We start from the raw sequence: 22,103 nt of genomic DNA, 5'->3' as shown, positions 1-22,103 counted from the left end.
GTCAGAGGCTCCCCTGCTTGTACTGGTAGTAGAGGTACGGTGCGATGACGGCGAGCGACATGACGAGCAGGATCGTCGCGATCGCGGCCGCGAACGCCCAGTTCTGGAGCTGGAAGGCCTCTCGCACCATCAGCGTCGCCAGGATGTCCGTCGCCCGCGGGACGCGGTACTGACCGAACATCGAGTAGAGGAAGGTGAAGGCCTTCAGCGCGAAGATCACCAGGATGACGGCCGCGCTCACCGACGACGACTTGAGCTGCGGGATGATGACCCGCCAGTAGGTCTTGAACGTGCTCGCGCCGTCGATACGGGCGGCCTCGAACTGGTCGTCGGGCAGTGACTGCAGCCCCGCCAGGAACACGACCATGGCGTAGCCGCTGAACTGCCAGATCAGCGCGAAGACGACCGACCCGAGCACGAGATCGGGGTTGCCGATCCAGTTGTACGGCCCCAGCCCGAACAGGCCGATCACCGCGTTGACCAGACCGTTGTTGATGTTGTACATCCAGAGCCAGAACTGGGCCGTCACGACGAACGACAGCGCCATCGGCAACAGGTAGATGGTCTGGATCTTCTCCCGGTACCTGATTCCCCGGTCGAGGACGATCGCGAGGAACAGTCCCAGGATCATCGTGATGGTCGTGAACGCGACCATCAGGACGAAGGTGTTCTTCGTGACGAGGATGACCGAGGGGTCCTGCAGCGCCTGGACGTACATACTGAAGTCCAGGTCGGTGAAGTCCGGCGGCTGGAATCCCTCGTAGTCGGTCAGCGAGATGAGCGTGTTCCAGCCGATGCCGCCGTAGACGCCGAGCCCCATGATGCTGAACGGGATAAACCAGTAGGGGAGACTGCGGACGAAGTCGCTCTTGGAGAAGCGCCGCGCCCGGTCTCGCCAGTCGCCGCGGGTCTCGCCGGCCGCTATCGAACGGGAACCGGTTACCGTGTCTTCTGAGCTTGCCATAAATGAATAGAGTTAGGTGGACGGTTCCGTGCCTATTCGAAGACCGCCATCAGGGCCGAGGCCGCGTCCTGGGAGTTGTACGGACCCATGAAGTTGTCTGCGATGGCTCCCTTGCAGGCGTCGAGCTGCTCGGGCGTGCACGCCAGCCCGTGGGCGAGCGTCGGCGGGAACTGCTCTAGGTTGTTCAGGTCCTCGACGTTGAGGTTGAGGAAGGGGTGGAGCTCGCCGCCGTCGATGTCGGTGCGGAGCGGGATCGACCCCTTCAGGTTGTTGAAGGCGATCTGCAGTTCGGCGTCGCCGATGAGCTCGGCGAAGGCCTCGGACTTGACCGGGGCGTTGCCGTCCTGCGGGAACATGAACGAGTCGAGGTGCCAGACGTACATGTCGCCGGTGCCGGGGAATGGGATCCAGCCCCAGTCCTCCTCGAACTCGAAGTCTTCGGCGTTCCGGTACATACCGGCCGCCCAGTTGCCCATCGTGAAGAAGCCCGCTTCGCCGTTGATGATCATGTCGTTGGCTTCGGGGAAACTGAGCGTCGAGCGGTCCTCGTTGGTGCCCGTCTCGACGAAGTCCTGGGTCTTGTCGAGGGCGTTGACGAGCGCCTGCTCGTCGCCCTCACCGTCGAGCCAGGCCCGGTAGGCGTCCTGGCCCTCCGTCCCGAGCATGATCTGGGCGAAGTACTGGAGCACGGCCCAGGGCGCGACGGTCGTCGTCGTCACCGGCGTGTAGTCCGTGTTGTCGGCGATCATCTGGCGCGCCTCGACGAACGAGTCCCAGTCGGTGACGTCGTCGGGATTGACGCCCGCCTCCTCGAGGACGCTGACGTTGTAGAACAGGTTGTTCAGCCGGTGGGAACCGAGCGGGACGGCCCGGTACTCGTCGTTCATCTTGCAGGCCTCCAGGGCCTTGGGGTGCATGACGTCCTCCCAGCCGTGCTCCTCGAAGACCGGCGAGAGGTTCGAGAGCATGCCACCGTACTGGGTCATGTTCAGGCCCGGCCACCCGGCGAAGGCGTCCGGCGGGTTGCGGTTCGCGAGCCGGCGAGCGACCGTCGCGTTGAGGTTCTCGTTCGCGTCGCCGCCGATGGGTTCGATCTGGTGTTCCCAGTCGGGGTGTCGCTCCTCCCACATCGAGACGATCTGCTCGGCGGCCGCGGCGCCGTCGCCACCGGTCCACCCGTGGAGCGCCTCCATCGGGTTGTCCGTCACCGTCGGCGTACTTCCGCCGTCGCCGCCATCGCCGCCGTCACCGCCGTCGCCGCCACTGCCACCGTCGCCGCCGTCGCCGCCACTGCCACCGTCGCCGCCGTCGCCGCTGCACCCGGCCACCATCGCGCCGATACCGGCGACGCCGGTACCGATCATCTTTCGCCGCGTTACGAAGCTGTCGCCGTCTGAGTCACCGTTCTCAGGCATATGGTAGTGGATCCCTTCCAAACTATTTAATCATTATGGTGCGTCAGTTGGGGTCACTCCGGGAAGCGACGGTGCTCCCGGCGGACGAACGGGCCGGACGGACCGCCAGAACCGACCAGCGCTGGCCGGCGGCGGGAGAGCCGAGGGAGAGCCGACCAGAACCGGCCGGCCGTGGGAGAAAGCGAGGCGCTACGTCGTGCCGATCTGCTCGACCTGGTCGAGGTCCTCGACGATCCGGTTCCGGAGCGCGTCGCCGCTGTGACCGTCGAACAGGTGGAGCGCGTCTTCCGGGAAGCGAACGCCGACATCCTGGCCCCCGGAGAGGCTGCGCATGCCGCCGACCGTGGCGGTAAAGCGCGTCTCGCCGCTCTGGTCCGCGAAGCGGAGGTGGACCGCGTTCTCGTTGCCGTGGGGTTCGACGACGTCGACGACGGCCGGAAGGACGTCGTCGGCCATCGGATCCTCGACGATCTCGATGTTCTCCGGGCGGATGCCGAGCACCAGGTCGTCGTGACCCTGGACCGCGGCCGCGGCCGCATCGGAGACGGGGTAGCGGAAGTCCTCGCCGACGAGCACGTCGCCCTCGTTGGTGACGTCGAAGAAGTTCATCGAGGGCTCGCCGATGAAGCCGGCGACGAAGACGTTGGCCGGTTCGTGGTAACACTCCATCGGTGTGCCGACCTGCTGGAGCTCGCCGCCGTCGAGGATGGCGATGCGGTCGGACATCGTCATCGCCTCCGTCTGGTCGTGCGTGACGTAGATGGTCGTCGTATCCAGGTCCTCCTGGAGCTGCTGGAGCTCCGTGCGCATCTCCGCGCGGAGTTTCGCGTCCAGGTTCGCCAGCGGCTCGTCGAGCAGGAACACCTTCGGGTCGCGGACGATGGCCCGGCCGAGCGCGACCCGCTGTTGCTGGCCACCGGAGAGCTCACCGGGCTTGCGGTCGAGCAGGTCGGTGATGCCGAGGATGTCGGCGGCCTCGTCCACCCGGTCGGTGATCTCCGCGTCGGAGAGGTCGGTCGACTCCTCGAGCCCGAACGCCATGTTCCCCCGGACAGTCATGTGGGGGTACAGGGCGTAGGACTGGAACACCATCGCGATGTCCCGCTCCTGGGGTGTCTTGTCGTTGATCACCTCGTCGCCGAGCGTGATCGTGCCCGACGACGGGGATTCGAGACCAGCCACCATCCGGAGCGTCGTCGACTTCCCACAGCCCGACGGACCCACGAGCACCAGGAATTCCCCGTCCCGGATGTCCAGGTCGAGTTCGTCGACCGCGACGATCTTGTCGCCGTCGTCGTCGAAGGTTTTGGTCGCAGCCGCCAGTGAGACGTTCGCCATGGACAATCATACTCACATTTGGCCATATATGCTTTTCTATATCTGTAACGATCTTCGCAGTACGTTGGCGGGACGTGGGGGTCAGCGCTCCGGCTCGGGCGAGTCGCCGTTCGTCCGTGGCCCGTCCTCGCCGCGGTCAGCCCCGGCGTCCGCGTCGACCTCGAAGGTGTCGAGGACGTCACCGAGCGCCCGCGCGTTGCGCGTCAGCTCCTGGGCTCGGCCGGAGACCTCGTTGAGTTCTGCCGCCTGTTCCTCGGCCGCGCCCGCGACGAGTTCGGACTCGGCCAGGGTCTTCTGGCTGGTCGTCGCCACGTCGTGGACCTGCTGGACGATCTCGTTGAACTGCGTCAGGGGCTCCTCGAAGTCGACTTCGTCGTGGTCGTCCGCGTAGTCGACGAGCGCGTCGACCACCTCGTCGATCTCCTCGGCGACGGCCTCGAGTCGCTCCTTCTGGTCGTAGGCGTCGTCCGAGATGGCCTGGACCGAGTCGGCGACGTGCTCGCTCGTGACGCGGACGCTGTCGGAGCTCGTCTGGAGCACTTCGCCGGCCTCCTCGACCTCCTCGGCGAAGCGTTTGACCTCGGCGGTGGTCGCCTCCAGCTCCTCGACCATCGCGTTGAACTCGGTCGCGATGCGGTCCATCGCCTCGTTCTCGCCGTCGGTCTCCAGGCGGCGCGTGAGGTCGCCGGCCGCGCACTCGCGCATCGTCTCGGAGTACTCGGCGGCCTTGTTCTGGAGGTAGGCGTTCATCTGGACCGCCTCGGCGCGGGAGACCTCCGCCTCCTCGCGGGCCTGCTCGGCCTCCTCGATCTGTCGCTTGAGCGACGCCCGCATGTCGTCGAACGCGCCGTACAGCTCCCCGATGCTGTCGATGCGCGGCGAGTGGACGTCGACGTCGAGGTCGCCCGCCTGGAGCTGTTCGGCCAGGTGGCGCAGGCGGTTGATCGACCGGGTCGTGCTCAGGCCGATAGCTGCGCCGATCAGGACGATGAACGTCATCCCTGCGACCGTCGCCAGCCGGCCGTACAGGGAGATGGCCTCGACGAACGCGAAGGCCTCGCTCGTCGGCTGGTGGACCACCACCGTCCAGTCCAGGTCCGTGTTCTGGACGGTCACGGGCGCGAACCCGACGGTGTACTCCTCGTCGAGCACCTCGGGATGGGGTCCGAACCGGGCGATGACGCCGGCGGACTCGCCCGATCCCTGGAGCGCCGCGGCGCGCCTGAGCGGCTCCTGGGCCGCCTCGCTACCGTATGGCCGGAGGATCTCCGAGGACCCGGAGGCGACCTGGACCGTCCCCTCGTCGTCGACGACCTGTGTGAACCGCGAGGAGCGACCCTGTTCGAGCGAGCGCGCGAGGCGGTTGACGTCGTACTCGATGACCAGGAACCGGTTCGGGGCGTTCTGGATGGGGCTGATGAAGGCGATCACCGGTCCGTTCCCGACGTCGTGGACGTCGGTGACGCGCACGTCGGCGACCCCCATCTCGGTCAGCGAGACGTTGGCGATCCAGTGTCGCGACGTCTCGGAGACGTCCACGTCGTAGGGGAACTGCGGGCTGGCGACGATCCGCGTGCTCGAATCCGACCGGTTGATGACGTACGTCGAGCGAGCGCCGTAGAGGTTCCCGCCGGTCGTCGCGAGTTCGCGCCGGATGTCGTAGCGGGCGCTCGGGTCCGTCCGGGAGAGGACGGCGTTCTTCGAGGCGAGTTTGACTGAGACGGAGTTGCGCTGGACCCACTTCTCGACGGCGTTTGCCTGCTGCGTCGCCAGGTCCTCGTACTCCTGTTCGACGTTGTTCTCCACCTCCGAGGAGAGCATCCCCGTGGCCGTGGCACCGATGACGCCCACGGTGATACCCATGATCAAGAGGATCAGCGCGAACTTCAGCGTGTACCGCCGCCTGACGACGTCCGGGACGACGGCGCGGACGACCGACGAGAAGCCGTCGTCCCTGCTTACTTCAGACCGGGGCTGATCTGCCATGGTTCGGGTGCTTGCACTGCATGCTCGCCGCGAGAAGGTAACAGTTTCCCCCTGCCCACGGCGATGTCGGCCGGTATCCGGTCCGAGGGGGGCCGATGACCGGCGTGAGAGCGGCCACTCGGCAGGGAACGTCGTTCGCTACTGGCGAACGATCGGTGTACCCGGCCGTCGATTCGGCCGCGTAGCCGGGTGGGCTCCCCCGATCTTGCGAACGATAGCCGGTGAGCACGTCGGGCCGGCTGGGGACGGGTCCTGACATCTGACTGACTGGAGGCGGTGCCTGGAACGGCGCGAGCCAGCTGGTCGGCCAGGCGTTCGCTGATGGCGAACGATTAATGTGGCGTCGCTTCGAACGGGTTCGTATGACAGAGGACGACGCTCGGCTGGTCAACGCGGCGGCGACGAGTTTCGAGGTGCTCGAAGCCGTTCGTGAACTCGACGGTGCGGGGGTCAGCGAGATCGCTCGCCACCTCGACCGGTCGAAGAGCGGCGTGTTCAAGCACGTCAAGACGCTGGCGGCAGGTGGGTACCTCGTCCAGCAGGACCACGAGTACCACGTCGGCCTCGGGACGTGGGCGCTCGGGACCGACACGCTCGCACGATTCCCCACGGAGAATGGGGAGAATGCCGTCGACAGCCTGGCGGCCTCCGTCGACCGGACGGTCGCCCTGGTGCTGTACGAGGCGGAGACGGCGGTCGTCACCTACGTGAACAACGCGGCGTCCACGGAGGGGATGGGCCCCGCCAGAGGAGACACGCAGCCGCTCCACTCGACAGCCGCCGGCAAGGTCATCCTGGCGTACGCGGGCGAAACGGTCCAGGAACGGGTTCTAGAGGGCGACCTCGCCCCGTCCACCGGCGAGAAGGTCACCGATTCGGACGCGTTACGGGCCGAGCTCGAGGCAGTCCGGCAGCGCAGAACCGCCGTCGACCGCGAGGAGTACGTCGAGGGCGTCGAGTGCGTCGCCGCCCCCATCGTCCGATCGCCCGGCGATCCCGTTGGTGCCATCGTGATCTCGGGGACGACCGACGACCTCGACGGCACCCCCATCGAGGAGGGAACCCAGGGACTCCTCGTCAGCGCGTCCCGCTCCGTCGAGAACGCCATGGGTCGGGAGGCGGCGGCTGGCGTTCGCGACTAGCGAACGCGCCCGGCCGACTTCGGGTGAGAACCCCTCGCACCCGCCCCAGATCGTTCGCCAGCCGCGAACGGTTCGGTGGGGGCGCCGAACGCCCTTTCCACCTCGACCGAGCCGGTTGCGAAAAGGGCATCTAATAACAATATTAATCCTGTTATTCACCAACAGTCTTCGGACGACCTGCCGCGACGGGGCCCGCCGACGCTCCGCTGGCGGTTCCTCCGCCTTACCGTGAGGGCGATACGCGTCCGGAGCCCACCGGCACCCAACGGCAAATGTGACAGATCTACAGTATACATTTGGAAGTGTTATTTTCTGTCGGTAGAGATAAACCAGTTTTGGAACCGAAACCGCCACAGAATGTGTCGAATTGCGAGATTATTGGTGTATTTCTCCCCATCTCCCATGCTAAACCGAGTGTTAAGAGACGATTGGAAAGTGAAGAGTCACTCTAATAGAATCTCGAAAGGCGACCCTGTACGCCCGTCGTCTTTCGATCGCCAGACGGATTCGATCACCCACATAGTCACAGACTTCGTATACATCTCTGTTTCTATAATAATTTCAAGTCAGAGCGCGGTCGGTGGACCACCGAACGTCGCCCCCACCCGACGGCGGGCACGAGGCACAGCTGGGCCCTCGGCCGGCCAGCGGACAGTCCAGAAATCTAATTATTGTCGGTAATACATACGCGCACCGATCCGATCGAGTGGTGGAGGGACGACAGTGACAGAACACACGCGACGGCGGTTCGTACAGCTTGCAGGAGCGACCACGGTCGGAATCACGGGGACGTCTGCGACGGCCCTGGCCCAGAGTGACGGCGGGGGAGAGTGGGCGGCGGCCGAATCGCCCACGGACAAACCGCTCAACGACGTCGTCGATACGACCGAGGGGCCCTTCGCGGTCGGCGGCGGGGGCGACGTCCTCGGTCGATTCGACGACGGCTGGCAGAAGGTCGTCGAGTACGGACCACAGGCCCGGAGTCGGCCACTCACGGGCGTCGACGTGACCGACGGCGGGAACGCCATCTGGTTCGTCGGCGGCAGCGGCGTCATCGGCGAGTACAACGTCGCCACGAAGACACTGACGAACTACTCGGCGCCGAAGGGCAAGACCAGCACGTGGGAGGACTGCGCGGTGCGCGGGACGGCGGGCGAGAACGAGCGACTCTACTTCGTCAACGGGTCGGGCGAGTTGCTCGTCGGCGACCGGCAGGACAGCGGCGCCGTGAAGTACCAGAAGGTGATCAAGCCCGGCGGCGGGTCGACCATCCCCGGCATCGACTTCCACTCCCGGTCGAACGGGCACGTCTGTTCGACGAGCCAGTACGTCGCACAATCGACAGACGGCGGCGAGTCCTGGAACCAGATCGGCATCGACTTCGCCGGAACCAGCTTCTTCGACGTCGCCAGCGTCGGGCGACGGGACGTCAACGTGGCCGCCGGCAACGGCATCGTCTACCGGTACGACGGCCACCGGTGGACGCCACACGTCGTCGACGGCGGGCGCCAGAGCATCCGCTCGGTGGACCGGACGCCCGACGCGGGCGTCGCGGCCGGCGACGGCGGGAAGGTGTACGACCGGACCTCGACCGGCCAGTGGGAGCGGTTCCAGACCCCGGTGAAGACGAAGCTCCGCGGCGTCGCCTACGGAACCAGCGGCGTCGACGTCGCCGTCGGCAACAACGGCGAAATCGTGGAACGAGTCCGGGACGGGAGCGGCGACGCCACCACCGAGACGGAGACGGCGACCGCCACCGCGTCGCCGACCGCGAACGGAACCGCCACGGCGACGCCGAACGGGACCGAAACCGCGACGGCGGCCGAGACAGCCACGGAGACGACGGAGGCCTCGATAGCGCCGGAAGACCGCATACCGACGCTCGCGAACGCGCCTCAGGTGGTCGAGAACTATCGGGAAGGGATCTGGGTCTGAACGGACGACCGCCGGTCACTGACCCCGAGTCTGAACCGGCGAGATCTCGGACCGGGAACGGCCTGCAGGGCCCGACAGCGGCGGGCCATCGACAGACGAAGGCTTAACTGCGCGGACCAAGTACTTCCGGGCATCTATGCAACACGTGAAGATTCCGCAGGACCGGATCGGTGCGGTCATCGGTGAAGGGGGTGAGACCATGCGCGAGATCGAAGAGCGCGCCGAGGTTCGCCTCGACATCGACTCCGAGACCGGCGCGGTGAAGGTCGAGTCCGTCGGTGACCCGGTCACGGCGCTGAAGGGGCCGGACATCGTGAAGGCCATCGGCCGCGGGTTCGCCCCCGAGGACGCCTTCCGGCTGCTCGACGACGAAGTGATGCTGTTCGACATCATCGACATCGACGCCGCCTCCCGCAACCGGAACGATTTCACCCGCCAGAAGGGCCGCCTCATCGGCGAGGGCGGACGAACCAGGGAACTCATGGAGGACCTCTCCGGCGCCTCTGTCGTCATCTACGGGTCGACGCTGGGCATCATCGGCGGGCCCGAGCAGGTCGACACCGTCCGCGAAGCCGCCGAGATGCTCCTGGAGGGTGCGCCGCACGGTTCGGTGTACTCCTTCCTCGAACGCCGCCACAACGAGATGAAGAAACAGGGACTGAACTACCACCAGTTCCACGGCTGACCCGCGAGACGTCCGTTCTTCGCCACCGCTCCGCTCGCCGTCACCGGCTCACGACGGATGCTGGTGTTTGATCCGCTCGGCGACCGTACTCGGCACCGGCGTCAGGCAGTCCTTGCACTTCCAGGTCGGGTAGACGCCCGACTGCTCGCGGACCATGTCCTGGCGGTAGCGAAGCGTCGCCCCGCACGTGCACGTGTGCGTCGAAGTCACAGCCGACGATTGGGCCGCCTCGCTCGTAACAGTCACCCTGCGGAGGTGTCGATTCCGGGGACGGAAACAGCACCGTGGCGTGGTTCAGGTCAGTATTGCCGGGGGTTAGCAGGGTCCTAAGCGACGCCCGGCCTGGTTTCGACTAGAACAGTCATCAATTTAAAGTCCGGGCGGGGTGAGTGGTCGGTCGACATGGGGAGACAGCGTGGGGGCCACTCGAGCGACAGCGGGCGCAGGCGACCGGACGACGGGGTCCGGACCGGCGACGGCGAAAGCCCGGGTCGCGCCGCGGACGACACAGCCGCCGAATCGCGACGGACTCACGAGCAGAGCAGCCAGCGCTCGCACGGGACCGACGGGGGCGTCATCCTCGACCAGCTCGACCAGGTCGAGGACCGGCTCCTCGCGTTCGGCCGGGCGCTCGGTGGCGACCCCGCCGACCTGGGCGACCTGCCGTTTACGGAGGAGGCCGGGCTCGACGGGATGCCCGAGCCGCTGTACGTCCGCCACGACCGCGGGCTGCTTAACCAGGTGACGAGCTGGCTCCTTCAGGACCAGCACATCGGCCTGGTCAGCCCGTACGGCACGGGCAAGACGGCGTTCCGGGAGATCCTGCGGCGCGACCTGGGAGAGCGCGAGGACTTCGTCGTCGCCTATATCGAGAACCCCGCCGAGACGACGCCGCGGGGACTGTACGAGCGGATCCTCCGGACGGCCTTCGACGCCGGCTACGAGATAGACACGTCCGACTACTGGCAGGTGAACGACGGCATCCCGTGGGCGACCGACGAGACGAAACAGGCCGTCGAAGAGGTCACCGACGCCATCCGGGCGGACGGGAAGACCATCCTGCTGGTAGTCGACGAACTGGAGGACCTGCCCGAGTCGCTGCTGCCGGCCATCCAGGTCGCCGGCGACGCCGGCGTTCGGCTGTTCCTGAGCGGGACGCCCACCGGCAAGGAGCGGCTGTCCGACGTCCGCGCGACGCTCGACTCCCGCGTGCGGTTCTACGACGGCATCGAGCCGTTCGGGCCGGCCGAAGTCGCCGAGTACGTCGAGCGGTCGCTGGCGTACTTCCGCGACGAACCCTACGAGGGCCAGTCCCAGGAGCTGTTCACCCAGGCCGCAATCGAGGACGTCTACGAGCGGACGGGCGGGAACCCCCGGGAGGTCCGCCTGGAGTGTCGCGAGCTGTTCACGCGGGCGGGGTTCGTCTGGTTCCGGAGCGGCCAGGACATCGACCGGATCAAGGTGACCCCGGAACTCCGCCATCGCCAGTTCGCGATGGGATAGCCTCCGCTCACCGGCGTCGGCGCACCGGCCCGTACTTAAACCAGCCATTTGCTAACCGTTGACACACCGGAAAACCGCCGCGAGCGTCGCGGACGACTCGTCCGGCACCACCACCTTTATATAGAATCACATTCAATCAATCAGTGACTATGAGCCAGCGACAGATGGGTAATCAGCCCATGCTCGTACTGTCCGAGGAGTCCTCGCGGACCTCGGGCAAAGACGCACAGTCGATGAACATCACGGCCGCCCAGGCCGTCGCCGAGGCCGTGCGGACCACGCTCGGTCCGAAGGGGATGGACAAGATGCTCGTCGACGACGCGGGCGGCGTCGTCGTCACCAACGACGGTGTCACCATCCTCGACGAGATGGACATCGAGCACCCGGCCGCCAACATGATCGTCGAAGTCGCCCAGACCCAGGAGGACGAGGTCGGCGACGGCACGACGACGGCGGTCGTCATCGCGGGCGAACTCCTCTCGAAGGCCGAGGACCTGCTCGACCAGGACATCCACGCCACCATCCTGGCCCAGGGGTACCGTCAGGCCGCCGAGAAGGCCAAGGAGATCCTCGAGGAGCAGGCCATCGAGGTCACGCCCGAGGACACCGAACAGCTCGAGAAGGTCGCGGCCACCGCCATGACCGGCAAGGGCGCGGAGTCCTCGAAGGACGTCCTCTCGGAGCTCGTCGTCAAGGCCGTCCAGTCGGTCGCTGACGACGGCGTCGTCGACACCGACAACATCCAGGTCGAGACCGTCGTCGGCGGCTCCACCGACGAGTCCGAGCTCGTCGAGGGCGTCATCATCGACAAGGAGCGCGTCCACGACAACATGCCCTACGCCGTCGAGGACGCCGACGTCGCCCTCCTCGACACGGCCATCGAGGTGCCCGAGACGGAGCTCGACACCGAGGTCAACGTCACCGACCCCGACCAGCTCCAGCAGTTCCTCGACCAGGAAGAGGCCCAGCTCAAGGAGATGGTCGAGAACCTCACCGAGGCCGGCGCCGACGTCGTCATCGCCCAGAAGGGCATCGACGACATGGCCCAGCACTACCTGGCCCAGGAAGGCATCCTGGCCGTCCGCCGCGCCAAGAAGTCCGACATCAAGGCGCTCTCCCGGTCCACGGGCGCCCGCGTCGTCTCCAACATCGACGACGTCACCGAGGACGACCTCGGCTTCGCCGGCTCCGTCGCCCAGAAGGACGTCGGCGGCGACGAGCGCATCTTCGTCGAGGACGTCGAGGACGCCCGCGCGGTCACGCTCATCCTCCGCGGCGGCACCGAACACGTCGTCGACGAGGTCGAACGCGCCATCGACGACTCGCTCGGCGTCGTCGCCGCCACGCTGGAGGACGGCAAGGTCCTCCCCGGCGGCGGTGCCCCCGAGACCGAACTCGCCCTCGGCCTGCGCGACCACGCCGACTCCGTCGGCGGCCGCGAGCAGCTGGCCATCGAGGCGTTCGCCGACGCCATCGACGTCGTCCCGCGCACGCTCGCCGAGAACGCCGGACTCGACCCCATCGACTCGCTGGTCGACCTGCGCAGCAAGCACGACGGCGGCGACACCAGCGCCGGCCTCGACGCCTACACCGGCGACGTCGTCGACATGAACGAGGACGGCGTCGTCGAGCCGCTCCGAGTGAAGACCCAGGCAGTCGAGAGCGCGACGGAGGCCGCCGTGATGATCCTCCGCATCGACGACGTCATCGCGGCCGGCGACCTGAAGGGCGGCGGCTCCGACGACGACGAGGACGACGCCCCCGGCGGCCCAGGCGGCGCGCCCGGCGGAATGGGCGGCGGCATGGGCGGCATGGGTGGCGGTATGGGCGGCATGATGTAGGAAGACCTCCTGAAAGGAGGTCTTCGGAATTGCGAGCGGGAGCGAACGAAGTGAGCGACACGCGAGCAGTAGGCAGATTCGGAGCGAAGCGAGAATCTGCGTGAAGCCGAGCGGGCGTAGCCCGCGAGGCTCGTTGCGCCGTTCCCTCCGTTCCACCCTGCTCCGTCACCGACGCCCGGCTGAATCGACGTTCGACCGATTTTTCCTTTCGTTTTCGACCGGTGAGCGGCCGCACTGTCGTGTTCGGAACGAGTACCGCTCCGCCGTTGCACCATCCGCAATCACTATTCCCCGATGGCGTCCAGTTCCGGACGAGAGATGTCCCTGTTCGACGCGGTGAGGGAGGCGCTATCGGGCCTGTTCATCCGGTCGCCACACCAGCGGATGTCGCGTGCGCTGGTCAAGACGCTGTGCTACCGGGTCCTGATGATCGTCATCACGGTCGTCGTGGCCTTCGTCGTCACGGGGAACACGGGCGAAGCGCTGAGCATCGGGCTCGTCGCGAACGTCGTCAAGACGGGGACCTACTACGGGTACGAGCGGCTGTGGGACCGGATCGCCTGGGGTATGTGATCGTCACTGGGAGCACGGCCGCGGGAACGACGGAGCGGGGCGAAGGAAAGCCGCTTTGCCGCTCGCCCACCACGCGCCGACCATGTCCTACGAACTGCGGGAGTCCGTCCCCGACCCGGAGACGTTCGTCGCCCTGCGCGAGGCCGCCGGAATGGCGCCGCGGTCGCTCGAAGCAGCCCGGCGGGGTCTCGGGAACACCCGCTACGGCGTCTCGATGGTGGCGACGGCGACCGGCGAGCCTGTCGGGATGGCCCGAATCGTCGGCGACGGCGGCTGTGTCTACCACGTCTGTGACATGGTCGTCGAGCCGGCACACCAGGGAGAAGGGCTCGGGTCGCGGATGATGGACGCGCTGATGGCGTACGTCGACGAACACGCGCCGGAGACGGCCTACGTGAATCTCATGGCCGACGTCGACGGGTTCTACGAACAGTGGGGATTCGAGCGGACCGCTCCCGCGTCGAAGGGGATGTACTTACCGTCCGAGTGAAGCGACGTCGCTACGAGGCGCGCCGTTCCGGGCGACCGCTCGCGAACGGACGCGGGCTCGCCCACGCGGGAACGGCTCACCCCTCGGCGTCGTCGTCCGGCGGGAACCGGACGACGGAGAGCCAGAACTCCTGGAAGGACTGGACCGTCTCGATGAACGCCGCCGGGTCGACGGGCTTGGTCAGGTAGGCGTTGACCTGTAGCTCGTAGGACCTGACGACGTCCTCCTGGGCGTCCGAGCTCGTCAGGACGACGACGGGGAGGCTGTGCAGGTCATCGTCGTCGCGAATCGCCGCGAGCACCTCGTCGCCGTTCTTCCGCGGGAGGTTGAGGTCGAGCAGGACGATGTCCGGCCGCGGTGCGTCGGCGTACTCCCCGCGCTGGTGGAGAAAGTCCAGGGCAGCGACGCCGTCTTTCACCACGTGGAGTTCGTTGCGTATCTTCCCCTCTTCGAAGGCCTCCTGCGTGAGGCGGACGTCCCCTGGGTTGTCCTCGACCAGCAGTATCTCGGCCGGGTCGGACCCGTGGCGCTCCTCACGCATCGCGTTCACCCGCGGCCGGGAGGGTGAACGTGAACGTCGCCCCCTCGCCGGGTTCCGAGTCGACCCAGATGTCGCCGCCGTGGCGCTCGACGATGCGTTCACACAGCGCCAGGCCGATGCCAGTCCCCGAGTAGTCGTCGGGCGCGTGGAGGCGCTGGAACACCTCGAAGACGCGGTCGGCGTCGTCGGCGCCGATGCCGATGCCGTCGTCGCTCACCGAGACGCGCCACTCGTCGCCAGCCCGCTCGGCGTCGATTTCGATACGCGGCGGCTCGTCGCCGCTGTACTCGACGGCGTTGTCGAGCAGGTTCTGGAACAGCTGTCGCAACTGGTCGACGTCGCCCTCGACGGTGGGAAGCTCGTCGACGGTGACCTCGGCGTCGCTCTCCTCGAGCGTCACCTGGAGGTCCGCGCGGACGTCGGCGAGGACGGCGTCCAGGTCCACCGGTTCGAAGGAGCCGCCGCCGGTGTCGACCCGGGAGTACTGGAGCAGTCCCTCGATCATGTCGCGCATGCGGTCGGCGCCGTCGACGGCGTAGTCGATGAACTCCTGCCCGTCGTCGTCGAGTTCGTCGGCGTAGCGCTGCTCGATCAGGCGGAGGTAGCTCGACACCATCCGCAACGGCTCCTGGAGGTCGTGGGAGGCGGCGTAGGCGAACTGTTCGAGGCGTTCGTTTGACGCCTCCAGGCGGTCGACGAGTTCTTCGAGGCGGTGCTCGCGCTCGACCTGTTCGGTGACGTCCTGGGCGAAGCTCAGTCCGGCGAATATCTCGCCGTCGGCGTCCCGAAGCGGCGTCGCCCACACCTGCCAGTGTCGGCCGGCGAGTTCCGTCTCCGTGGTGTGGGTCTCGCCGCCCTCGATTGCCGCCCGGAACAGCGGGACGAGGTCGGCGACGGTCTCCCCGGAGAACAGCTCCGGGACCCGGGTGCCCTCCAGCCGGTCGGCGCTCGGAAGCGAATCGCCCAGGACCGCGCCTTCGGCCAGCGTGAACCGGAGGTCCTCGTCGAAGACGCCGACGGCGCCGTTCGGGAAGTGCTCGGCCAGCGTCCGGTAGCGCCGTTCGCTCTCCTCGATGCGCCGGCGCTGTTCCTTGCGCTCGGTGATGTCGCGGACGACGCCGACGCGTTTCGCCGGGCCGTCCTCGGCCGGTATCGTCGCGAAGGTCCCCTCGGCGGGGACCTCGTCGCCGTCGGCGGTCTGGATGGTCGCCTCCATCGTCGGGTTCGTCGCCTCGGTGTCGGCCGCCGACCGGATCACCTCGGACTGGTCGATGGTGGCCTCGTCGACGACGAGCGAGGCGTGGGCGCCGACGAGTTCCTCGCGGTCGTACCCCGTCAGCTCCGCGTACGCCTCGTTGACCATCGTGAAGTAACCGTCCGCGTCTTTGACGTAGATACCGTCGTTGATGGTCTCGACGATGGTCTCGTACTTCCGGAGTTCGCGCTCGCGTCGCTTCCGTTCGGTGATGTCGACGAGGTAGCCCAGGTAGCGGACGACCTCGCCGGACTCGTCCCGGACGATCTTCGTCGTGTCCGTCACCCACCGGACGTCGCCGTCGCTGGTCCGGATCCGATACGGTTCGTGGCTGAACTGCTCGATCCCCGCGTCCGCGGCGTCCGCCACCTCCGCGGCGATCCGGTCGCGTTCCTCCGCGAGGAGCAGGTCGGTGTAGGGGACCTCGCCCGATTCGAGTTCCTCGGGAGTGTAACCGAAGACCGCGGCCACGTTGTCGGAGACGCGCTCGACCGGCCACCCCGGCTCGTTCTTCCACTGGAAGACGACGACGGGCCCCTGGGCGAACATGTCGCGTTCCTGTTCGAGCCGGCGGATCGCCCGCTTTCGCTCCGTGACGTCGCGGACGACGCCGATCCGGCGCGTCTCGCCTTCGACGTCCGTCAACAGCGCGAAGGTGGCTTCGGCCGTGATACGGTCGCCGTCCGCGGTCTCGAGGTCCGCCTCGATCACTGGACCCTCCATCTCGTCGTCGACCATCGCTGTCTCGGTCTGCTGGGCGAGCGCCTCCACGTCGTCGTCGACGACCAGCGAGACGTGTTCGCCGACGAGTTCCTCGCGGTCGTAGCCCAGCAGCTCCGCGTACGCACGGTTGACCGTCGTGAATCGACCGTTCTGGTCGACGACGTAGACGCCGTCACTGACCGTCTCGACGATGGTCTCGTAGCCCTCCAGGCCGTGTTGCCGGTCGGCGTCCCCCCGGTTCTCGCCGGCCGCATGCTCCGGTCGCCCGTCGTCGGCCGACCGGCGGGCGACGCAGACGGTCGCCTCGGCGTCGTCGGTTCCCTCCGTCCCGGCGACCCGGACGGTACAGCCGACCGTCGTGCCGTCGGCGCGCTGCACGCTGCATCGAATCGGGTCGCTGCCGTCGCCGCTGTCGGTGCTGGTCGCCTCACCGCGGTCGACCGCGTCTGCGATGGCAGCCCCGTCGTCGCCGAACAGCGCGGCGACGCCCTCGCCATGGAGTGCCGCACGGTCGTAGCCGCTCAGTTCGACGAGTGGGTCGTTGACGGCGGCGATTCGCCCCTCGCCGTCGAGCCGAACCACCCCCTCGCCGAGTGAATGCAACAGGGACCGGTAGCGTCGACGGGCCTCGCCGTCGTCCGCGTCGCCCCAGAACGCGGCGTCGGAACGGTCGGCCGGTTCGCTCATACACCGTGTAGAGAGTCCCGGTTCTGATAAACGTCGTGTCCGCTGACACCCGACGGCGGTGGCCGTCGTCGTTTCGCCGGATGTCTCGAAAACAGGGGAAGGAATCCCTCTCAGGGGGCGCCGGTCAGCACGAACTGGCTCTCCGCATCGACGCTGGTTATCTTCCGGGTGGCCTCCGGCGGGATGCGGAGTGCGTCGCCGGCCGCCATCTCGACGTCCTCGCCGTCGACCGTCACGGTCGCCTCGCCCTCGACGAGCACGTACACCTCCTCCTGCCCGTCCTCGGCGTGGTCGTGTTCCAGCCCGGTGTAGCCCGGTTCGCACTCCAGGACAGAGACGCCGAGGTTCTCGGCGTCAAGCGGGTCGCGCAGGAAGTACAGTCCGTCCGAGACCGGTTCCACGTCCTCGTAGCTGACCTTCGTGTGGGTCATACGGGCGCGTTCACGCGCCGGGCATAAAGGCGTAGAGCCCGCGGATCGCTTCGCCGCCGAACGCGGCCGGTCGGGACCGGTCTGAGACGGTTGGGTATCGCTGTCACACGGACTCCGGGGACCGATATATATCACAAATACCCAGGGTGAAATAACCCGGGCCCAGACGGCCAGTATGGCGCAGTCCAGCGGGCAAGGGACGGACGGACCGACCGAGTCAGTGTATCGCGCGTACGTCCTGGACGTCCGGATCGTCGAGTGTGCCCCCGGCGACGGGGACTCGGACCGCGGCCCGGACGAGCGGCGGTACCGGTTCGAGGCGCCCCAGCACCGGGGCGAGACGTTCGCGGACCCCGAGAAGGCGGCGCTGTACGCGGACGTCTACTTCGACGTCAACGGGTTCCAGGAGGCCGGGACCGGCGAGCGGGGCATCCCGCCCGTGATGTTCCAGGCGGGCCGGGACACCATCGCCGCCTACCTCTACACGCGCGAACACGTCGACCTGGAGTGGCTCGGATCCTTCTTCGCCCACAAGCCGGAGAAGGCCCAGCGGATGCTCGACAACGTCCGAAAGCGTGCCGAGAGCATCCGCCAGGGAGTGCGAGAGCGCGGCACCGAGTGACGGCATCGTCGTCGGGATTCTTCCCGGTCCGCGACGGCGACGGGCCGGCGCCGACGGCCAGTAATCGACAACCGGTTCCCCCTTTTCCGCACCGTCGCAGCGACGCCCGCCAGTTGTCCGTCTCTCCGACGACCGCGACCGTGGCACCCAGGCGATCCCGACTGATCACTACATGACTACGTACTCACAATAACGAGGGGTGCCCGACCCGACGGGACATAGCGGGCGGGTGGATTATCTACGGCCAAGAGACGTAATATAAAACCGCTTTGTGTGCGCAATCTCGGATACGGGTGCATGGTGAACCTCAACAGACGGAACCTGATGAAATCGACAGTCGCCGCCGCGCTCGGTGCCAGCGCGGTCGGCGTCGCGAGCGCAGACGTCGACGAGACGGACACGCCCGGCGCCCCGAGCGTGCTGGGAGATCTCAAGCGCTTCTCCCACACGTCCTTCGGCGCGGAAGTGACGGGCCCGTTCGTCTTCCAGAACGGTGGCCTGCTGTACAGCCTCCAGCACCCCTCGACGGGAACCCGGGGCGACGGATTCTCGAACGGCGGCGCGAAGGCCAACCAGCCGCCCTACGACCGGGCCGGCGTGGGCTACTTCAGCGGCTTCGCCTTCAAGTTCGACGGCGACAACGACGACTTCGAGGAACTGGGCATCCCGAACACGGTCGAAGAGCAAGGCCAGGTCCGCTCGGCGAACCACGAGTTCGTGATGCTCGCCCAGGCCCGCGAGGAGATCCAGGGCGGCGACGAGCGCCTCGGCGTGACCCAGACCCCCGACGGCACGGACGTCACGCAGTCGACCTTCGAGGGGACCCAGTACGGGGGCGCGGCGACCAACCCCGACTGCAACCAGTTCGTCCCCACCGACGAGGAGGGGACCGAGGGGTACCTCTTCACCAACTGGGAGAACAGCCCCGGCAACGTGACACGCGTCCCCATCGAGATGACCGGCGACGGCGAGTGGGAGGCGGACCTGGAGAACGCTCTCAACCTCGCCAACACCGAGCCGCTGCGCGAACTCGGCGGCACGCGGATCAACTGCTACGGCGACCTGACGCCGTGGGGCACGATGGTCTCCTCGGAGGAGAACTACGCCCACACGCGCGTCGCCCTGACCAACACCGTGAGCGACATCGTCGAGGCCGGCAGCGGCGAGGGCCTCGTCGCCGGCTGCCAGTTCTGGAACCGGCCGAACCCGTCGTCGATCGGCGACGCCATCGGCGAGTACTACGACGAGGGCTGGAACGTCCAGGGGTACTGGGCGCTGACCGGCGTGGAGTTCCTCGCGTACTACCTGGGCGCAGCGCGGGTCGACCAGGGAGAGGACGCGAACACCACCGAACCGATCACGGACGTCTACCCGAACCCGTACCGGTACGGCTACCACGTGGACTTCCGCGAACCCGCCGCGGAGACCCCCCAGCCCATCAAGTACTACGTCATGGGTCGCGCCTCCTGGGAGTCCCCGGACTTCGTGGGCGACCGCAAGACCGTCTACGGCTGCTCCGACGGCGACAGCAAGGGGATCTACAAGTTCGTCGCCGACGAGCCCATCGACGAGTACGACGACCCGATGCAGGTCGCGGGCACCCTCTACGCCCCGAAGGTCACCAACGACGCCGCGTCGGTCGCCGACTCGGGGTCGCGCAACTCCCCGGCCGACACCGACCTCGTCTTCGACTGGCTCCCGCTGGGCCACGCCAGCAACGCCGAGTGCGAGGCGTGGATCGCCGAGTACGACGACGTCACCCAGGCCGACTATCTCGAAGCCCACTCCGAGTGGAGCGAGGGTGACGAGGTCACCGACGAAGTCCTCGAAGCGGCCGACCGCACGGTCGTCGAAGCGGGCAACCAGAACTACATCTCCAACGAGGAGATCGTCGAGTGGGCCGAGCAGTACGAGGCCGACGGCCACGACGGCGTCGACGAAGAGCTCCGGAAGGTCCCCTTCCTCGAGACCCGCGCGGCGGCCAAGGAGATCGGCGCCACCATCGAGTTCAACAAGGCGGAGGGCGTCGACAGCGTCGACGAGGCCGGCCCCGGCGACTTCGTCTACTTCGGCATCTCCGAGTTCAACGACGACATGGCCAACAGCGAGGGCGACCTCCAGATGGAGCGCGTCGACGGCGGCGTCGTCTACCGCGCCCGTCTCGACGAGGACTACGACGTCTCCCGCCTGGAGCCGGTGATCGTCGGCCCCGACTTCACCGACCCCGCCGGCGACGCCAACGACTCGCTCCGCAACATCGACAACGTCTACGCGATGCGCGACGGCCGCGTCATCTGTTGCGAGGACGGCTTCGCCGAGTCCAACCGCTCGTACCCCAACGACTGCCTCTACGTCTACGAGCCGCCGACGAACGTCCAGGCCGGCTCGCTCGCCGTCGCACAGGGCGAGTCCGGCACCGTCGAGATCACCGCGGATTCGCTACCCGACGGCCTCTCCGGCGGCGAACTGACGGTCGAACTCAGTAACCCCGAGGTCGCGACCATCACCGACGCGAGCTACGGCGACGCCTTCTCGCTGACCGTGCCGGCCACCGTCGAAGACGACGGCTCGGCCGCCAGCTTCCGATTCAGCGACGTCGACGAGGAGATCCAGGACGGTGCGACGGACGTGACGCTGGCGACGGTCGAAGTCGAGGGGCAGTCCGGCGGCACGACCGACGTCGTCCCCGGCATCCCCGCGCTGGACGACGACGACGGCGATTCGGTCACTGTCGACGCCCGCCGCGGCGTCGTCGTCACCGGCCCGCCGCAGCTCGGCGGCGGCCCCGGCGGCAGCGGCCGGCCACCGACCGATCCCGACGGCGACGGTAAGTTCGAGGACCTCAACGGCAACGGCCGCATCGACTACGACGACGTCAGCCTGCTGTTCGAACACCTCGAATCGGACGCCGTCCAGCTGAACGTCGACGCCTACGACTTCAACGAGAACGGCGAGATCGACTACGACGACGTCGTCGAACTCTACCGCGAGACCTGATCGACCGGGCGCTCCCGGTCTCTTCCATCCATGATCTCAGTATCCACGAACCGGCGGTTCCCGCTGACGACGTGGGGCGGTCTGCTGGCCGCCGCCCTGATCCTCGCGGTGCTCGTCGGTGCGGCCAGCGCGGCCAGTGCATCCGGCCCAGCGAGTGCGGCCGGTGTGAGTGGCGTACCCGGCGCGAGCGACGCCCAGACCGCCGCCAACGAGACGACGCTCACCGTCGGCGACGCGACGGTCGAACCGCACGCGAACGACACCGTCAGGCTGTCGCTGGACCGGGTCCCCGAGGGACTCGCGGGCTTCGAGGTGACGCTGGCGTTCGACTCGAATGCGACGGGGTCGTTCACCGGCGCCCGCTACCCCGAGGACTACCAGCCGACGACCGACCCCGCCGTCGGTGAGTCGGGGCGGACCATCACGCTGGAGGCCGCCGACCTCGGGAACGTCGTCACGCCCGGCGCGACGAACGTAACGCTGGCGTACGTCTCGGTGACGGGCCAGGAGAACGGCACGGCAAAACTCACGGCGACCGAGCTCCAGGTCGACGCCGACGGCGGCAGCAAGGTCCGGCCGGCCGTCGAGGCCGGAACCCTCAGCGTCGGATCGGCCGCGAGCGGGGGCGGGTCCGGCTCGGCCGGGAGCGCCGGTCAGCAAGGCTCCAGCTCGGGCGCAACCGGCGGGCAAGAAGACGCCGGCGCGGCGCCCGGAGTTTCGGGCGGTTCCCCCGGACTCGCGACCGTGCTCCAGATTGGTGCGGTGGTCGCCGTGGCCGGCCTGGCCGGCCTCGGGCTGTTCGTCTGGCGCGACTGAACCGCCCTCCGCTCACCTTTTTCGCACAGTCCTCGTTCTCCCGAAAAACGCCTCTCAGTCGTCAGCGGCGGCGGTCGTCGGATCGTCGGTGAGCTCAGTCGTCAGCGGCGGCGGCGGTCGTCGGATCGTCGGTGAGCTCAGTCGTCAGCGGCGGCGGCG

Annotated in this window: 18 protein-coding genes; 10 read left to right on the top strand and 8 right to left on the bottom strand. The window is 67.6% G+C overall.

Features of this window, described 5'->3' with window-relative positions:
• Position 1: 1 nt before the first annotated feature.
• From BM337_RS18510 to BM337_RS18495, 4 genes are all read right to left on the bottom strand, one after another.
• Positions 2 to 964, bottom strand: coding sequence for a carbohydrate ABC transporter permease (locus BM337_RS18510; RefSeq protein WP_089818760.1), 963 nt, complete (start codon positions 962 to 964; stop codon positions 2 to 4).
• A gap of 32 nt (positions 965 to 996) precedes the next feature.
• The gene (locus tag BM337_RS18505) at positions 997 to 2,379 is read right to left on the bottom strand and encodes an ABC transporter substrate-binding protein (protein WP_089818758.1); all 1,383 of its coding nucleotides are present in this window, start codon (positions 2,377 to 2,379) and stop codon (positions 997 to 999) included.
• A 189-nt stretch (positions 2,380 to 2,568) separates the two neighbouring features.
• The gene (locus tag BM337_RS18500) at positions 2,569 to 3,717 is read right to left on the bottom strand and encodes an ABC transporter ATP-binding protein (protein WP_089818756.1); all 1,149 of its coding nucleotides are present in this window, start codon (positions 3,715 to 3,717) and stop codon (positions 2,569 to 2,571) included.
• A gap of 81 nt (positions 3,718 to 3,798) precedes the next feature.
• Complete coding sequence (locus BM337_RS18495; RefSeq protein WP_089818754.1) at positions 3,799 to 5,703, bottom strand: HAMP domain-containing protein; 1,905 nt, start codon at positions 5,701 to 5,703, stop codon at positions 3,799 to 3,801.
• 362 nt (positions 5,704 to 6,065) lie between these two features.
• On the opposite strand from BM337_RS18495, the gene BM337_RS18490 reads away from it, so the two are divergent.
• The 3 genes from BM337_RS18490 (at position 6,066) to BM337_RS18480 (ending at position 9,465) form a co-directional block, all read left to right on the top strand.
• Positions 6,066 to 6,845 carry an IclR family transcriptional regulator gene (locus tag BM337_RS18490; protein WP_177227715.1) on the top strand — a complete coding sequence of 260 codons (780 nt, stop codon included), beginning with the start codon at positions 6,066 to 6,068 and terminating at the stop codon, positions 6,843 to 6,845.
• Between the two features lie 723 nt (positions 6,846 to 7,568).
• The gene (locus BM337_RS18485; RefSeq protein ID WP_245778703.1) at positions 7,569 to 8,780 is read left to right on the top strand and encodes a WD40/YVTN/BNR-like repeat-containing protein; all 1,212 of its coding nucleotides are present in this window, start codon (positions 7,569 to 7,571) and stop codon (positions 8,778 to 8,780) included.
• A 136-nt stretch (positions 8,781 to 8,916) separates the two neighbouring features.
• Positions 8,917 to 9,465 carry a KH domain-containing protein gene (locus tag BM337_RS18480; protein ID WP_089818750.1) on the top strand — a complete coding sequence of 183 codons (549 nt, stop codon included), beginning with the start codon at positions 8,917 to 8,919 and terminating at the stop codon, positions 9,463 to 9,465.
• A 48-nt stretch (positions 9,466 to 9,513) separates the two neighbouring features.
• On the opposite strand, the gene BM337_RS21305 is transcribed toward BM337_RS18480, so the two are convergent.
• A complete protein-coding gene (locus tag BM337_RS21305; RefSeq protein WP_177227708.1) occupies positions 9,514 to 9,675 on the bottom strand; it encodes a hypothetical protein in 162 nt (53 codons plus the stop codon).
• Positions 9,676 to 9,867: 192 nt separating this feature from the next.
• Here BM337_RS21305 and BM337_RS18475 point away from each other — a divergent pair, with 192 nt between their 5' ends.
• The 4 genes from BM337_RS18475 to BM337_RS18460 all read left to right on the top strand — a co-directional run bounded on the left by BM337_RS18475 (position 9,868) and on the right by BM337_RS18460 (position 13,872).
• On the top strand, positions 9,868 to 10,968 hold the full coding sequence (locus BM337_RS18475) for an ATP-binding protein (protein ID WP_089818748.1): 1,101 nt from the start codon (positions 9,868 to 9,870) through the stop codon (positions 10,966 to 10,968).
• 164 nt (positions 10,969 to 11,132) lie between these two features.
• Positions 11,133 to 12,809 carry a thermosome subunit alpha gene (gene thsA / locus BM337_RS18470; RefSeq protein ID WP_089819174.1) on the top strand — a complete coding sequence of 559 codons (1,677 nt, stop codon included), beginning with the start codon at positions 11,133 to 11,135 and terminating at the stop codon, positions 12,807 to 12,809.
• Between the two features lie 318 nt (positions 12,810 to 13,127).
• Positions 13,128 to 13,382, top strand: a complete 255-nt coding sequence (locus BM337_RS18465) for a DUF2061 domain-containing protein (protein WP_177227713.1) — start codon at positions 13,128 to 13,130, stop codon at positions 13,380 to 13,382.
• 82 nt (positions 13,383 to 13,464) lie between these two features.
• A complete protein-coding gene (locus tag BM337_RS18460; RefSeq protein WP_089818746.1) occupies positions 13,465 to 13,872 on the top strand; it encodes a GNAT family N-acetyltransferase in 408 nt (135 codons plus the stop codon).
• Between the two features lie 76 nt (positions 13,873 to 13,948).
• Here BM337_RS18460 and BM337_RS18455 read toward each other — a convergent pair whose 3' ends face one another.
• From BM337_RS18455 to BM337_RS18445, 3 genes are all read right to left on the bottom strand, one after another.
• On the bottom strand, positions 13,949 to 14,413 hold the full coding sequence (locus BM337_RS18455; RefSeq protein ID WP_089818744.1) for a response regulator: 465 nt from the start codon (positions 14,411 to 14,413) through the stop codon (positions 13,949 to 13,951).
• Positions 14,406 to 17,078 carry a PAS domain S-box protein gene (locus BM337_RS18450; RefSeq protein ID WP_089818742.1) on the bottom strand — a complete coding sequence of 891 codons (2,673 nt, stop codon included), beginning with the start codon at positions 17,076 to 17,078 and terminating at the stop codon, positions 14,406 to 14,408. Before BM337_RS18450 ends, BM337_RS18455 begins: the two co-directional genes overlap by 8 nt.
• 110 nt (positions 17,079 to 17,188) lie before the next feature.
• Positions 17,189 to 17,509: a cupin domain-containing protein gene (locus tag BM337_RS18445; protein ID WP_089818740.1), complete on the bottom strand. Its 321-nt coding sequence runs from the start codon at positions 17,507 to 17,509 to the stop codon at positions 17,189 to 17,191.
• 175 nt (positions 17,510 to 17,684) lie between these two features.
• On the opposite strand from BM337_RS18445, the gene BM337_RS18440 reads away from it, so the two are divergent.
• From BM337_RS18440 to BM337_RS18430, 3 genes are all read left to right on the top strand, one after another.
• Positions 17,685 to 18,131, top strand: coding sequence for a hypothetical protein (locus BM337_RS18440; RefSeq protein WP_089818738.1), 447 nt, complete (start codon positions 17,685 to 17,687; stop codon positions 18,129 to 18,131).
• Between the two features lie 297 nt (positions 18,132 to 18,428).
• Positions 18,429 to 21,128, top strand: coding sequence for an alkaline phosphatase PhoX (locus BM337_RS18435; protein WP_089818736.1), 2,700 nt, complete (start codon positions 18,429 to 18,431; stop codon positions 21,126 to 21,128).
• Positions 21,129 to 21,158: 30 nt separating this feature from the next.
• Entirely contained in the window at positions 21,159 to 21,944 is a 786-nt protein-coding gene (locus BM337_RS18430; protein WP_089818734.1) for a hypothetical protein, read from the top strand.
• Positions 21,945 to 22,103: the final 159 nt, after the last annotated feature.

Source organism: Halomicrobium zhouii (assembly GCF_900114435.1).
GTDB lineage: Archaea > Halobacteriota > Halobacteria > Halobacteriales > Haloarculaceae > Halomicrobium > Halomicrobium zhouii.
Note: the sequence above shows the minus strand (reverse complement) of the source record. Positions and strands in the feature narration are given on the sequence as shown.

Excerpts from the sequence above, each read along its gene's own strand:
- BM337_RS18510 (WP_089818760.1), bottom strand. The coding sequence starts at position 964 with ATGGCAAGCTCAGAAGACACGGTAACCGGTTCCCGTTCGATAGCGGCC.
- BM337_RS18505 (WP_089818758.1), bottom strand. The coding sequence starts at position 2,379 with ATGCCTGAGAACGGTGACTCAGACGGCGACAGCTTCGTAACGCGGCGA.
- BM337_RS18500 (WP_089818756.1), bottom strand. The coding sequence starts at position 3,717 with ATGGCGAACGTCTCACTGGCGGCTGCGACCAAAACCTTCGACGACGAC.
- BM337_RS18495 (WP_089818754.1), bottom strand. The coding sequence starts at position 5,703 with ATGGCAGATCAGCCCCGGTCTGAAGTAAGCAGGGACGACGGCTTCTCG.
- BM337_RS18490 (WP_177227715.1), top strand. The coding sequence starts at position 6,066 with ATGACAGAGGACGACGCTCGGCTGGTCAACGCGGCGGCGACGAGTTTC.
- BM337_RS18480 (WP_089818750.1), top strand. The coding sequence starts at position 8,917 with ATGCAACACGTGAAGATTCCGCAGGACCGGATCGGTGCGGTCATCGGT.
- BM337_RS18475 (WP_089818748.1), top strand. The coding sequence starts at position 9,868 with ATGGGGAGACAGCGTGGGGGCCACTCGAGCGACAGCGGGCGCAGGCGA.
- thsA (WP_089819174.1), top strand. The coding sequence starts at position 11,133 with ATGGGTAATCAGCCCATGCTCGTACTGTCCGAGGAGTCCTCGCGGACC.
- BM337_RS18465 (WP_177227713.1), top strand. The coding sequence starts at position 13,128 with ATGTCCCTGTTCGACGCGGTGAGGGAGGCGCTATCGGGCCTGTTCATC.
- BM337_RS18460 (WP_089818746.1), top strand. The coding sequence starts at position 13,465 with ATGTCCTACGAACTGCGGGAGTCCGTCCCCGACCCGGAGACGTTCGTC.
- BM337_RS18455 (WP_089818744.1), bottom strand. The coding sequence starts at position 14,413 with ATGCGTGAGGAGCGCCACGGGTCCGACCCGGCCGAGATACTGCTGGTC.
- BM337_RS18450 (WP_089818742.1), bottom strand. The coding sequence starts at position 17,078 with ATGAGCGAACCGGCCGACCGTTCCGACGCCGCGTTCTGGGGCGACGCG.
- BM337_RS18445 (WP_089818740.1), bottom strand. The coding sequence starts at position 17,509 with ATGACCCACACGAAGGTCAGCTACGAGGACGTGGAACCGGTCTCGGAC.
- BM337_RS18440 (WP_089818738.1), top strand. The coding sequence starts at position 17,685 with ATGGCGCAGTCCAGCGGGCAAGGGACGGACGGACCGACCGAGTCAGTG.
- BM337_RS18435 (WP_089818736.1), top strand. The coding sequence starts at position 18,429 with ATGGTGAACCTCAACAGACGGAACCTGATGAAATCGACAGTCGCCGCC.
- BM337_RS18430 (WP_089818734.1), top strand. The coding sequence starts at position 21,159 with ATGATCTCAGTATCCACGAACCGGCGGTTCCCGCTGACGACGTGGGGC.